This is a genomic window from Bradyrhizobium sp. UFLA06-06 (assembly GCF_054820065.1).
Window position 1 is genome coordinate 69,344 of sequence record NZ_JADFUD010000020.1, and the last position, 13,060, is coordinate 82,403.

11 protein-coding genes are annotated in these 13,060 nt (G+C 62.2%); 8 read left to right on the forward strand and 3 right to left on the reverse strand.

Going from position 1 to position 13,060, the window contains the following annotated elements:
• Positions 1–22: 22 nt before the first annotated feature.
• Complete coding sequence (locus IF803_RS18825) at positions 23–973, reverse strand: glycosyltransferase family 2 protein (protein WP_028339176.1); 951 nt, start codon at positions 971–973, stop codon at positions 23–25.
• A gap of 335 nt (positions 974–1,308) precedes the next feature.
• Here IF803_RS18825 and IF803_RS18830 point away from each other — a divergent pair, with 335 nt between their 5' ends.
• The 7 genes from IF803_RS18830 (at position 1,309) to IF803_RS18860 (ending at position 9,164) form a co-directional block, all read left to right on the forward strand.
• Entirely contained in the window at positions 1,309–2,106 is a 798-nt protein-coding gene (locus IF803_RS18830; RefSeq protein WP_051447737.1) for a class I SAM-dependent methyltransferase, read from the forward strand.
• A 29-nt stretch (positions 2,107–2,135) separates the two neighbouring features.
• Positions 2,136–3,113 (forward strand): polysaccharide deacetylase family protein, encoded by a 978-nt coding sequence (locus IF803_RS18835; RefSeq protein ID WP_461193069.1) that lies wholly within the window; start codon positions 2,136–2,138, stop codon positions 3,111–3,113.
• Between the two features lie 69 nt (positions 3,114–3,182).
• Positions 3,183–4,382, forward strand: a complete 1,200-nt coding sequence (locus IF803_RS18840) for a hypothetical protein (RefSeq protein WP_461193070.1) — start codon at positions 3,183–3,185, stop codon at positions 4,380–4,382.
• A 103-nt stretch (positions 4,383–4,485) separates the two neighbouring features.
• The gene (locus IF803_RS18845) at positions 4,486–5,421 is read left to right on the forward strand and encodes a lysylphosphatidylglycerol synthase domain-containing protein (protein ID WP_028339172.1); all 936 of its coding nucleotides are present in this window, start codon (positions 4,486–4,488) and stop codon (positions 5,419–5,421) included.
• Between the two features lie 170 nt (positions 5,422–5,591).
• Positions 5,592–7,520 carry a hypothetical protein gene (locus tag IF803_RS18850; protein WP_028339171.1) on the forward strand — a complete coding sequence of 643 codons (1,929 nt, stop codon included), beginning with the start codon at positions 5,592–5,594 and terminating at the stop codon, positions 7,518–7,520.
• Positions 7,521–7,702: 182 nt separating this feature from the next.
• A complete protein-coding gene (locus IF803_RS18855; RefSeq protein ID WP_461193071.1) occupies positions 7,703–7,921 on the forward strand; it encodes a hypothetical protein in 219 nt (72 codons plus the stop codon).
• A gap of 124 nt (positions 7,922–8,045) precedes the next feature.
• Positions 8,046–9,164 (forward strand): IS630 family transposase, encoded by a 1,119-nt coding sequence (locus tag IF803_RS18860; RefSeq protein WP_461193072.1) that lies wholly within the window; start codon positions 8,046–8,048, stop codon positions 9,162–9,164.
• A gap of 6 nt (positions 9,165–9,170) precedes the next feature.
• Here the strand turns inward: IF803_RS18860 and IF803_RS18865 are convergent, their stop codons facing one another.
• Complete coding sequence (locus tag IF803_RS18865; RefSeq protein ID WP_461193073.1) at positions 9,171–10,541, reverse strand: polysaccharide deacetylase family protein; 1,371 nt, start codon at positions 10,539–10,541, stop codon at positions 9,171–9,173.
• A 96-nt stretch (positions 10,542–10,637) separates the two neighbouring features.
• The gene (locus tag IF803_RS18870; RefSeq protein ID WP_304495706.1) at positions 10,638–11,453 is read right to left on the reverse strand and encodes a polysaccharide deacetylase family protein; all 816 of its coding nucleotides are present in this window, start codon (positions 11,451–11,453) and stop codon (positions 10,638–10,640) included.
• An 84-nt stretch (positions 11,454–11,537) separates the two neighbouring features.
• Between IF803_RS18870 and mgtE the strand changes: the two genes are divergently transcribed.
• A complete protein-coding gene (gene mgtE / locus IF803_RS18875) occupies positions 11,538–12,959 on the forward strand; it encodes a magnesium transporter (protein ID WP_461193074.1) in 1,422 nt (473 codons plus the stop codon).
• The last annotated feature ends 101 nt before the right edge of the window (positions 12,960–13,060 follow it).

Sequence of the window (13,060 nt, forward strand, 5' to 3'; positions counted from 1 at the left end):
TAACCGCTCGCCGTCGCTCGATCTATTTCAGGTGCTTGTTCATTTCCATGTCAAGCCACATGGCAAACATGACGGATTGCCAGCCCATCAAGACAAGGAATGTCGTGAAAAGCGGTGTGTTGTCTGCCACGAATCCAATGAAGAGCCGATGCATCACAACGTAGAGTCCGACGAACATTCCGAGCGACAGCAAAACGGCGCCCGTAAAGTAGAACAGCACCAACGGATGAAAGTCGCGGATGATATATTTCTGCAGCATACGATAGGCAAACAATCGCACGAGCAACAATGACAGCCTCGGCACGAGGCGAATTGGCTTGATGCCTGATTGTTCGCCGATACCGTAGATCGGCTTGATCGGGATGTCGCGTACCCTGAAATCAGAGATATTCAGTTTCACGAGCATGTCGTTCGGCATCCCGTACCGCTTGTAGATGTCGTCCAGATTCAGCGTCTTAAGCACCTTCCGGTTGGCCACGGTGTAACCGGTCTGCGAGTCCGCCACGTGCCAATAGCCCGAAGCGATCTTGGTCAACATCGAAAGCAATCCGTTACCGATGTAGCGAACGCGCGGAATCAGGTTCCACGCCTCTCCGGTGAAGAGCCGGTTTCCCTTGGCGTAATCGGTTTCATCGGCAATGACGGGCTCAAGCAGTGCGCTTAGATCGCCAGGATCCATTTGCGCGTCGCCGGCCATAACGGCCGTCGCATCGATGTCGTGGTCGCGCGCCCAGCGATAACCGGCGGCGATCGCCCCGCCGACACCTTCATTTTTGGGCAGTCGAATCAGTATGACGCGTTCGGGCTGCGCGGCAGAATAGCGCTCGACGATCTCGGCGGTGCGGTCGCGGCTCTGGTCGTCCACGCAGACAATATGGTCGACAAACTCCGGCATGGTCTCGATGACGCGGCCGATCAGTTTCTCCTCGTTGTAACAAGGCACCACAACCGCGACAGTCTTCGATTTATACATGCGCATTTCCCGCCGCGGCGCGGCTTCGTGAGTCGTAGGCCGGTTGGGGAACCTGCTTAAGCCTCTGTTCCAGGTTGAACCACCCTGCTTGAATGCGGTATCTGCAGTTTCGTCAATAGGCTGTCCACCGGCGCGCCGGTCCGGAGATCGCGCTCGGCTCCAATTTTTCTGGCTCTCGTGTCTGAATTTGTTGCATTTTCGACTTTGGTGCCGGCGAAGGGGCAGCAGGCCAAGCCCGCGGATTCGCGTCTTCAAGCGGGTTGCGCCATATTATCTAGCAAGATCAATAAGATGCGTCCAAATCAACTTCGACGGGCAGGCGCGGATCGCACTCCATGAACGAGGAAACGCTCCGCTTCTACAACCTGCAGGCGAAAAACTACACTGCGCTCAGAGCCCGCCCCATTCAGGTTTACACCGACAGGCTCGAGCGGGAGGCTATGGCCCCGCTCGTCGCGGCGGCAACAAATATCCTCGACCTTGGCTGCGGCGAGGGACGTTTGACGCGGTGGCTTGCACAAAGCAAGCGAGATCAGGGCGGAGATTTCACCGTGCACGGTGCGGACTTCAGCCCCGAAATGATCGCCCATGCGCGGGCCCTGAATGGTGACCTCCCGGCAACTTACGGTATTGGCGATGCGATGGCGTTGCCGTTTCCAGACAACAGCTTTGATCTGATCGTATCGTGCACGGCCCCCAACAATTTTCCCGACCTGAACGCTGCCCTCGATGAAATCCGTCGAGTGCTGCGGCCGGGCGGTGCATTCTGCGCAACGATCATAAACAGCCAGGAGACAGCACGTTTCGCGCGCTATCTTTACTACTCGCCATATTATCTCGCGAAGCTTGCGCAGCGCATCGTGAAGGGGGCGTCGAGCTATCACCGCGTCTTGTTCTCTCGCGAAGAGCTCGAGCGTCTGCTGCAGGGCCGCTTCAAGATGATAGAGATATCCGGAATGCGGCTCATTCCCGATTTCGTGCCGGAATTTCCGCTGAACATCTGGCCGCCCTTGTTTCCGGTCATGTCGGGCTTCATCGACGCCACGCAGAGCATTGATCATTGGCTTGCAAAGCATCCGACATTCGGACGCCGCGCCCGTTTCCACCTTGTGATTGCACAGGCAGTGAAATGAACCCGGGACGACAGCGCCCGAAATTCGTGGTGACCGTAGACGTCGAGGACTTCTTCGAGCCGCGGCCTCCGATCGACACCTATCGGGGCCGTAACGCTGGGCGCGATTACGCGACTCCGCGCATCATGGATATCCTCGAACGACACGGCGGCCGCGGCACCTTCTTTGTCGATGTCCAGAACCGCCGGACCGTCAGCGAGGAGCTCGTTGCCGGCGTGACGCGCGAGATCGCCGAGCGGGGCCATGAAGTTGGCCTGCACACCCATCCGGCCTTTCCGGAGGGAAAGCGCGGATACGGAATGGCGCAGACGATGAAGACGCTGTCGTTCAACGAGCAGCGTCGGTTCATCTCCGAAGGGGTGGCGCTGATTGAAGCCTGGACAGGCCGACCGCCTGTCAGCCATCGCGCCGGCGGCTACGGCGCCAACTACGATACGCTCGTTGCTCTGGAGCAAAACGGCATCGAGATCGATTCGAGTGTTTTTTACGGCTATCCGCACTGCGGACTCAATCATCCCCCGCTCACCGCGAACGCCGTTGTTCGGCATGGCGATCTACTCGAAGTTCCCGTGACCGTGACGCGCTGCGATCTTGCGCTCGGACCGGCCCGCCTGCTGTCGCTGACGAAGAAGCTCGATCCGGACTGGTGCAGTCCCGGCGAGTTGCGCCGCCAGATCGAAGCCGTCTTGGCGTCCGGTCAGCAAATTATCGTGCTGTTCTTGCATTCCTATTCGTTGATAGATATCGAACGCGGGTTTCGGCCGGACGAACGCGCTTGCGCGGTCCTCGATGAATTGCTGGCCGACTGCGTCGGTCGCTTTGACGGAGAGATTACGACGCTGGAGCGTGCGGCTCGGGCCGTCGATCCAGTCCCAAGCAAGGAAGCGGTAGGCCAATCGCCACCAGTCGTTCGCTCCGATCTGCTGTTTCGCAATGTCGAACTCACCGGTTGGCTGATGCGAAAAGTGCGGCTACGGCACTTGAAGATTCTGGTCGGGCAACGGTAGCGGCTAGCCTGTTGCATACACGATAGAGTAGATGGCTACAGCGCGCTTTTTTGTAGAAGGCCTCCACGCATGATGACCGGTCAAGCTCCGGCTTCGGATCAGGATCTGCTCGAACGTGTTCGCGCAGCGTCCGATGCTCTCGGCAACTGGCTCGAGCAGAACGACTATGCCGGCAATGATCCTTATCAGCTTGACAACATTATTTCCCAGGTTGGCGGTCGACCTATCATCGGGCCGCTCATGCACTTTGCCCGCCGAACGCTCAAGCCTTACCATGCGCTGATCCCGAAACGCCTGTTCCAGGCGGCCCCGGCCATTGTCATGCCACAAGCACTCGGAGATAGCCTCGCGGGTGAAGCTCGCCAACCCGACAGCAAGGTCTCGCGTCGACGAGCGGCGAGGTTGCTGACCCTGCTTGAGGACACGCGTAGCCCGCTGGCTCGCAATGCAGCTTGGGGTTTGCCGTTCAACTGGGGAGGAACGGGGAAGCACCCGAAGCATTGGCCGACCACGATTACGTCCACCATCGTGTTGACCGGTCTCCTCGATGCCATCCATCTGCTCGACCGCGACCGGGGGCTGGCGCTGCTCGAATCCGGCATACGTTTCATGCTGGAAGAGGCTGGCATGATCGAGTTGCCCGAAGGCGCTTGTGTCTATTTTGGTCCGGGCGACACGCGTCTGATAATCAATGCCAGTGTTGCAGCCGCAGGCCTGCTGGCCCGGGCGGGACGGGTGCTTGATCGCGACGAACTCGTCGCGCTTGCCGGGCGGGCGGCCTTGTTCGCCGTGCACCATCAAAATCCGGATGGATCCTGGTTCTATGCGCCGGCGTTCCGCGATCACCCCGTCGACACGATCATCGATAGCCGGCACACGGGCTACATCATCGAAGGGCTCATCGAAGTCAACGCGACAATGGGTGACCAACGTATCGCGGATGCGATCGGGCGTGGTTGCGGTTATATGCAGGCCCAATTGATCGACGGCGACAAACCGCGTTGGAGTCCCGAGCAGACCTGGCCAATCGATTCCCACGATGTCGCGCAGAGCATCCTGACTGCGCTCGCCTACGGGGACAAAAGCCTGGCAAAGCGCCACATGGCTTTTGCCATGGATCGCTTTTATGCCGGCGATGGCAAGTTCCGTTACAAGGCGTTCGAGAACGGCAACAACAACGACGCCGTCTTCATTCGCTGGACGCAAGCACCGATGTACAAGGCGACCAGCAAATATCTGGCGAATTCTTCCGCCACGGAGCGTGGATGAAAATCCTCACCCGCTACTTGCTGCGAGCCGGACTGCCACGCGGCGCCTCGCTTGCCGGGGACCTCTCTTGCGCCTCGAACTCGATTGAGAGGCACGGAGCCTGATGGGTCTGCTTACTCGCAAGCGGTTGCTTTGGGGCGCGGCCTTCATTGTTGGTGCTGCGGCGCTGTTCTATTTGGTCGATCGCATCGATTGGCACACTCTTCGGTCGATCTCGATTCAGACGTTACTCGTACTCTGCCTTTCGTCGATCGTTATGATTGCGCTGCATGCGGCGGGCGCGGCGACGTTGTTGGCGGGAATGCGGTATCCAGCCAGCCTGATGGATGTCATGATGGCCATGCTGGCAGCGGGCACGGTGAGCCTGGCCGGCGATCCGAAGCTCGGCGTGCCGGCGCGCCTGGCGTTCTACAAGATGCTGGCGGATATCCCGGTGAGTGTCGGCGCGGCTCAAACGACGATCGAAAGCCTTCTTTGGCTGTTCTTGATGGGAGCGGTCCTGGTCATTCCGGGCGAATTGGCAGGTGATCGCGCACTGCCGCTTTCGCTCGCGGCCGCGGGATTGCTGATCGCTGGCCTCGCAGCGGTGGGACTTGGTCCGGCGGTGTTGGACAAGATGTGGGTACTCGGCCCGTTGTTTCGGGCCTCCGGGCCGATCCGTCGGTTCGTCTTCGATCTGCGAAACGCAATGTTCGGGATCAAGCCGTTTGCGCTGGCTGTCGCGACGTTGTGGCTTGCGACAACCTATGTGGTCGACGTCGCTTCGATTTGGTATCTCGGCCGGGCCTTGGGTGCTGATCTTCCCCTTGTGGCCATCGGGCACGCGATCGTTATTTCTTATCTGGCCGGGGCAGTTTCCCTGCTGCCATTGGGACTGGGGGTGCGTGACGTCACGTTCGTGCTGCTGTTGCAGCAGGCCGGAGCTTCGGCGGAGACGGCTGCAGCGCTTGCTCTGATTCACCGCACCGTGCGCACGGTTCTTCCGCTGCTGATTGGTTTCGCCGTCTCCGGACTGATCGCAACACGTTCACGGTCGTAGGGCAACTGCTTGACGCGCCGCGACCGCCCCAAGATTAGGTAGCGGCCCGTGCGCGGGGCGACTACAACATCGTCGAGTTCCGGCTTCGCCGATAGGGCACGCTTTGCACCACGAACAGAATGCCGGGCACCGTAATTGCGCGATGGGCCGAACGACAAAGGGACAATGGCTTGAGCACTCTGTTTCTGATCGGCCAGCTCGTTCTAGCCTCGGGCTTGGCGAGACTTTTCTACGTCTTTGACAGCGTCCTCCCGATTCCTCCCTTTGGGCGTATTGCCTTCGGAGTGGCAACGACCAGCTTTGTCACAGCATGTCTACTGTTGCTGCTCACGCTTGTTGCACCTGGGCTGGCCCTTGGAGGGCACGCCAGCGCGCCATTCATCGTTGGATTGGCGTTGCTTGTAGCGCCCTGGAAAGGACCGACGCCTCGCGGTCCCAAGAGCCCCCACGCCCTGCGCGATCCAGTCGTTCTGGCTTCGATCGTAGCCACATTGATGGTGGCCTGCATTATCGTGCCGCGGCTCTGGTTCTATGCCGGCCAGGTGACCGGCAATTCCGACGCAATGCAGTACCTTGCGGAAGCGCGGCAACTTCTTTCGCAGCGTAGCTTCTTCGATGCCTCCGGGATCGGAGGCCTTTCCGACGGCACTCTGCGCGGCGACCCCCATGGCCTGCTCTGGCCTGCCTACAATGCGTCGGCCCTGCTTTGGTCCGGTCTCGGCGGGGCCGGTTTGAGCGACGAAATGGTGCCGCGCGTTGCATTCCAGCTGACGATCATCACCTATGTTGCGGCGGGCGTGACTCTCGCCAGCGCGGCGCGGGTGCGTGGCCTCGCGATCCTTCTGCCGCTTTTGATTCTGGCGGTCCCTCTCATCCACAGCGGATCAATCGACGGCGGCCGCGACGTATTCCGACTAACGGCGCTCCTACTGCTTTGCACGTTTCTTGTGGCGCAGTGGCAAGTCAGTTCGCGTCACCCGAGCGTCGGAGCTGCGCTTTTGGGCGTCGTGCTCGGCGGTTGGGCGATGCAGGGCCATGCACTATCCATTGTCCTTGTGCCACTGATTGTCGCGCCCTGGACGCTTCTGAGCGTTTCATTCGGGCAGTCCCCGATGCGCATTGCGCTGCTGACTGCCGCAGTGGCTGCAGGCTATTGCCTGGGCGGCCTTCACGTCGCAATGGCCTATTACAAGAGCGGCTCCCTGACCGGCGACAACGTTGACGCAGCCCGGGTCGCCGCCGGTACGCTTTATGCGCACAGCATCGAAGCGCGAGATACGGCACGCATCGGAGAAGGTGCCGTCCTGTCTAGCCGGCTCCTCATCAGTTTTGCCAGGGACGGTGGATGGCCGAGCGCAGCGGCGCTTGTCGTCCTGTTCGCGACGATAGCCTGGTACGCCGTGCAGCGGGTTTCGTCCCGAGATCGCTCTACACTCCAGTCAATCGACTGGCGGATCGGAGCCATGTTTGGGGCGTGGTTTCTCAGCGAGATGCTTCTGCTGTTGGGCGCCTTCGACGTCGGATACTACAATTTGTCGAGTTGGACAGTGTTGAATGCACGCTACGCGATGCAGTTTTACATGTTCGCGGCTCTGTTCGTCGCGTGGGGAATAGCGGTTGCTCCGGTTGCGCTGACCGCCACGTCAACGAGCGTCGAGCGCCGCGAAACCTGGACCCGAGCTGCATTGTCGTTGGCGATTCTCGGTGTGGCTGTTGCCACGACCTGCATTCTCGTCAAGCGATGGACGTACTATTCAACGAGCGGCTATCAACGGGTTGCCAAGCAGTTGAACGCTTTGACGGCGAACCTGCCACCAACGTGTCGGGTATTGGCCGAGGATACCGGCATCAATTTTCTCGCTCAGCGGCAGGTTCTGCAACTCTACAGCAAATACATGCGTGACCTTCTCGTCGAGCGCGACAAGGAAAAGCTGCTGCATGAACTGGACAAGCGCGATATCTGCACTGTTGTTCTCTATGACGGGTTGTACGTCGATATGGCCGGGCCTGCTGCGCCGCTTCTTGAGGCGCTGGCCTCGCCGAATTTCAAGATGTATGGCGTAGAGCCATGGCGCATCTACGTGCGGGCGGCGCCGTAGCTGCAGCGACTTTGGCAATGCGAGCGATCGCGCGGCCGCAAGCCTGCCCCACCCGGAGCGCCCGATGATCTTTGCCAGCTACGCCTACCGTGTCGTCTCCAACTTCATGTTTCTGGGGCTGGTCTATTTCACGCTGAACCTTCTGGAGAAGTACGAGCAGCGCGACGGTCGCGATCCTGATCGTGGTCTATGCGGCGATGCACGCCTTTTCCGGCCTGCGCTCGTTCTATTTCTTCCAGCGCATCGAGCGCCTGGAGGGTGAGACGAGGCGGCTCGCCGCGGCGGCCGGCGAGGGGCCCAATGCTGTCGCCTCGCGCAGGCAGATCGTCGCCGATGTCACTGTGCTCAGCCATGCCGGCGAGATCAAACCTATATCGACATCTTCTTCCTGGCGCTGGTGATTCTGCTCTGCGTCGCCAAGATCGTGGCCAGCTAGTGTCCCGAGTCACAAGTTCGCAATCATAGATTCGCAGTAGATTCGCGTCGCTGTGCCAAGGATGGAGGCAAACGGCGACGGAGTCTCCAATGGCTGTCCAGCAACTTGCCCCCCTGATATTGAGCGATGATGAGTGGGCCGAACTGACGTCGCTGACGATGCGGCGGAAGACGGCGCAGGCGCTGGCTCTGAGAGCCCGGATCGTGCTGGCCTGTGCGGAAGGTGGTCAGAACACGGAAGTGGCGGCCAAGCTTGGGCTGGACCGACAGACCGTAGGCAAATGGCGGCGGCGTTTTATGGAGCAGCGTGTGGCCGGGCTGCACGACGAGCCGCGTTCCGGCGCGCCGCGCACGATTGACGACGCCCGCATCGAAGCCGTGATCGTGAGGACGTTGGAGAGTTGCCCTGAGAACGCCACTCATTGGAGCTCCCGCGACATGGCGAAGACCAGCGGCCTATCGGTGTCGACGGTACAACGCATCTGGCGGGCCTTCGGGCTCCAGCCGCACCGGATGGAGACGTTCAAGCTCTCGACCGATCCGAACTTTGTGGCCAAAGTGCGCGATGTCGTGGGCCTCTACGTCTCACCGCCGGAGCACGCCATCGTTCTGTGTGTGGATGAGAAATCCCAAATCCAGGCGCTGGACCGCAGCCAGCCGATGTTGCCGATGCGTCCCGGCCAGGCGGCCCGAAGGAGCCACGACTACAAAAGGCTTGGCACCACATCGCTGTTCGCTGCCCTCGATATTGCGACCGGACGGGTCATTGGCAAGTGCTACGGGCGCCACCGCACCGCCGAGTTCCGCAAGTTCCTCGACGAGATCGAGGCTGCCGTACCGCGCGACCTCGACGTTCATCTCGTCATGGACAATTACGTCACGCACAAGACCCCAATGATCCGGAGATGGTTGGCCAAACGGCCGCGTTGGCACGTGCACCTGACCCCGACCAGTTCGTCATGGCTCAACCAAGTCGAGCGCTTCTTCGCGCTCCTCACCGATAAGAAGATCAGGCGCGGCGTCTATCGCAGCGTAACCGCCCTCAGGGCGGACATCGCCACGTTCATCGAACGACACAACGCCGATCCCAAACCGTTCCGATGGACCAAATCCGCCGATAACATCCTTGCTTCCATCGAGCGCTTCTGCCGCTACAATGCCCCGCCAAAACACGACGCGATGTTGCGAACTTCTGGTTCAGGACACTAGATCCCGTCAATCAGGCACGCGCCTGCCAGCCGACGCCTCGGCGCGCGGCGTGCGCTTCTTCACATTGTTGGCGACGTGGACTGAAGCATTGTCGGCAGCGGGCGGCGCGACATGCAAGGGTGCGCCGTGGGCTCTGCCGTGCGCCGCGCCAGGCGCCTGATGCGCAGCCTGCTTCGGATGCCTGGCCTGGCGCGCGGAGAACGCCTGCGCGCGCGATACGCCAACGGTCGCGCGCCGCGCGAGGCGGCGATCGGCCGCCGATCGGGCTGCGAGCAGGGTCAGGTCGAGTGCTTCGGGAACGCGGAACACGTCGGACGCCGGGATAGGCAATGTCGAGACCGATGCGAAGCGCGCAAGCTGCGGCTGCGGCCACAGCGTGCGGACGGGCATCGCGACCCGGGTGCGCTGTGCGTGGTCGAGGATGTCGGCATCGCGCCAATCCATGTCGGCAAGCACCGGGGCAGGCAGCGTCCGCGTCGCGGTGAAGACGAAGTTCGGAATCCTGGGCCAGCGCGTGGTCGCCACCGTCTCGGTCGGCGGATGCAGGTACCATTGCTGCGGCTGGGTCGGCGTCGCCGGGCGATCGGGCGTTGCGGGCACGACATGAACGATCCGGTAGCCGCGCTCCTTCAACGTGTTGAGGATGCGCGGCAGCGCCGCAACGGTGCGCGGCTGGATGTCGTGCAGCAGCAGGATGCCCTTGCGCTTGGCTTCGATCCGCTGGATCGCCAGGTCATAGACCCGTTGCGGCGAGATGTGGCGCCAGTCGTCCGCCGGGAAGTCGGCGCTCCAGACCTGGATGCCCTGTGACGCCAGATAGGCCTCCGGGATCTCGGCGCGCATCAGGCCGGGAATCCGAAAGAACGGCGCGAGCTTGCTCTTGTCGCCATTGAGCGCGGCGAGCGTCGAGGCGATGCCGTCGTCGACCTCCTGCCGCACCTTCTCGAGCGGCATCTTGTTCATCGTCAGCGGATGGTTCTGGCTGTGCGTGCCGACGGTATGTCCGGCCGCGATCAGCTTGCGCACGCCCTCTGGATTGAACCGGGCCTGAGAGCCGATGGTGAAGAAGGTCGCCTTGACGCACTGGCTGGCAAGAATGGCCAGCACCTGGTTGCTGTATTTCGGCAGCGGCCCGTCGTCGAAGGTCAGTACCACTTCGTGATCGGCGAGCGGCAAGGTCTCCGGATACTGCATGGTGCCGATCCGGGGATGCTCCTTGGGATCGACGACGAGGGTCCGAGAGGTGCCGAGTGCGTTGGGGTTAGGGCAGTCTGCGGCGAGGGCGGCGGACGGCGTCATCAAGCCGCAGCCCAGCAGCGCCGCGCGGACCACGGTCCGCGACCGCTTCCGGATCATCACCAGGACGTTTGCAATCATCGAATCTCGGCCGCATTCCAAACGCACTGACGAATCCTTAGGTGCGGCGCGATGAATGCCGCCTTAACGGTCTGTAATCCACCTTGGGTCCCGGGTTCAATGTGTCCGGTCGGACACGGTTTTCATCGCCGGCGGGACGATGTGGACGACGTGGTAATTATGCTCCTGCAGGTACCTCAAGAAGGCGGGCAGCATCTCGGCTGTCCGCATTTGCGGGTCATGCAGCAGGATAATTCCCTTGCGGTGGCCTTCGAGCCGCCCGGTGAGCAGCTTGAGTTCCTCCTCGGGGGTCATCTTGTTCCAATCGCTGGCCCAGAAATCGGCTCCGAACACCGCGATACCGCGCTTTTCCAGGCGATCGAGCAGCGCGGGCGTCGACTCGAAATAGGGGAACCGGAAGAACGGCGTGCTCGGGACCGTGCTTGCGGTGCCGCGCAGGGCCGTCTGGACCGCTTCGATTCCCCGGTTGATGTTCGCCTCGGCCTGATCCGTCGGCATCTTGTTGAGATGCGGATGGTCCCAGCTGTGATAGCCGATGGAGTGGCCGAGGCGCGCGATCTTGCGGACCATATCGGGATGATCGGCCGCGTTGCGGCCTACCATGAAGAAGGTTGCCTGCACGCATTCGGCGGCCAGCGCCGTCAGCACCTTGTCGGTGACCCCCGGCGTCGGTCCGTCGTCGAAGGTCAGCACGACCTCGCCATCCCTGAGCGGCAGGGTTTGCGGAAAGCTCTTCAGCCCAACGCGCGGATAGGTCGCAGGGTCGACCTCGAGCACACGTGAGGTGCCGAGCGCGTCCTTGCGCTGGCATTCGGCGGCGTGCGCCGAGCCGCACAGTGCAACAGGCGCGAGCGCCACCAGCGCCGCGAAAGCCCTCCGGAGCGGTCGCGGTGCGCTCGACATCTTTCTCATTGCACTGGGCCCCACCGATTAGGTAATCCGTTCCGCACTCATCCAACCAGTTTTTCCCCTCCTGTCAAACCGGCGAAACACGGCATGGCCGAGAATTTCGACGCTGCCGAACCCGCCGAGGCCGACCCGCTGGCCCGGATGCCGATGCGGGACGAGGAGGGCGAGCTCCGCGGCGAATTCGTCGCGGCGATCACCCGGGCCATCCACGCCGCCGACCGGCCGCTGCTGTGCGAGGTGGTGGCGGAACTGCACGAGGCCGATCTCGGCGACCTGATCGCGGCGCTGGAGCCGGACGACCGCGTCACCCTGGTCGAGCTCGCCGGCACCGATTTCGACTTCTCGGCGCTCAACGAGGTCGACGAGACGGTCCGCGAGGAGATCCTCGAGGAACTCAAGCCGGAGACGGTTGCCGAGGGCGTCCGGGAGCTGGAATCCGACGACGCCGTCGAGCTGCTGGAGAGCCTCGACGAGGAGGACCAGGAAGAGATCCTGGAGAAGCTGCCGGCGGCCGAGCGCGAGGACATCGAGCGCAGCCTGCTGTACCCGGAGAATTCCGCCGGCCGGCGGATGCAGACCGAGTTCATCGCGGTGCCGCCGGACTGGAATGTCGGGCAGGCGATCGACTACATGCGCGACACGCCGGACCTGCCGGATCGCTTCTACGAAATCTATGTGGTCGATGCCGACAAGCACCTGCTCGGCGCCGTGCCGCTCGACGTGCTGCTGCGTACGCGCCGCCCGATCGCGATCAAGGACCTGATCGACGAGGACCGTCGCCGGGTTTCCGCGCTGGAGGACCAGGAAGAGGTCGCGCGGATGTTCGGCAAGTACAATCTGGTCGCAGCTCCCGTGGTCGACACCATCGACCGGCTGGTCGGCGTGATCACCATCGACGACGTCGTCGATGTGATCGAGGAGGAGGCCGACGAGGACTTGAAGGCGCTCGGCGGCGTCACCAGCGACGAAGAGCTGTCCGACACGGTGTGGACCATCGCCCGCGGCCGCTTCAACTGGCTCTTGGTCAATCTCGCCACCGCGTTCCTGGCCTCGTCGGTGCTCGGCCTGTTTGAGGGCCAGCTCGAGAAGATGGTGGCGCTCGCGGTGCTGGCGCCGATCGTGGCGAGCCAAGGCGGCAATGCCGCGACCCAGACCATGACGGTCGCGGTGCGCGCGCTCGCCACCCGCGAGCTCGGCTCCTACAACGCAATGCGCGTGGTGCTGCGCGAGACCATGGTCGGGCTCGTCAACGGCATCGCCTTTGCCGTCATCACCGGCGTCGCCGCGGTGGCCTGGTTCAAGATCCCCGGCCTCGGCATCGTGATCGGGCTTGCGATCATCTGCAATCTGGTGGCCGGCGCGCTCGGCGGCATCCTGATCCCGATGGTGCTGGAACGGGTGCGGGCCGATCCCGCGGTCGCCTCCGGCACTTTCGTCACGACCGTCACCGACGTGGTCGGCTTCTTCTCGTTCCTCGGCATCGCCACGCTGTGGTTCGGCCTCAAGTAACGCGCGCGCGGGCAGGGCGGCGCGTGGTTCGGGCGCGAGCCGCGCCGGGCCGCTTATCGTTAATCCGAACTTAACGCGCTTCATCGATGATGCCGCTATCT

Coding starts and splice junctions, on each gene's coding strand:
- IF803_RS18830 (WP_051447737.1), top strand. CDS start 1,309: ATGAACGAGGAAACGCTCCGCTTCTACAACCTGCAGGCGAAAAACTAC.
- IF803_RS18845 (WP_028339172.1), top strand. CDS start 4,486: ATGGGTCTGCTTACTCGCAAGCGGTTGCTTTGGGGCGCGGCCTTCATT.
- mgtE (WP_461193074.1), top strand. CDS start 11,538: ATGGCCGAGAATTTCGACGCTGCCGAACCCGCCGAGGCCGACCCGCTG.
- IF803_RS18865 (WP_461193073.1), bottom strand. CDS start 10,541: ATGATTGCAAACGTCCTGGTGATGATCCGGAAGCGGTCGCGGACCGTG.
- IF803_RS18840 (WP_461193070.1), top strand. CDS start 3,183: ATGATGACCGGTCAAGCTCCGGCTTCGGATCAGGATCTGCTCGAACGT.
- IF803_RS18825 (WP_028339176.1), bottom strand. CDS start 973: ATGTATAAATCGAAGACTGTCGCGGTTGTGGTGCCTTGTTACAACGAG.
- IF803_RS18860 (WP_461193072.1), top strand. CDS start 8,046: ATGGCTGTCCAGCAACTTGCCCCCCTGATATTGAGCGATGATGAGTGG.
- IF803_RS18870 (WP_304495706.1), bottom strand. CDS start 11,453: ATGAGAAAGATGTCGAGCGCACCGCGACCGCTCCGGAGGGCTTTCGCG.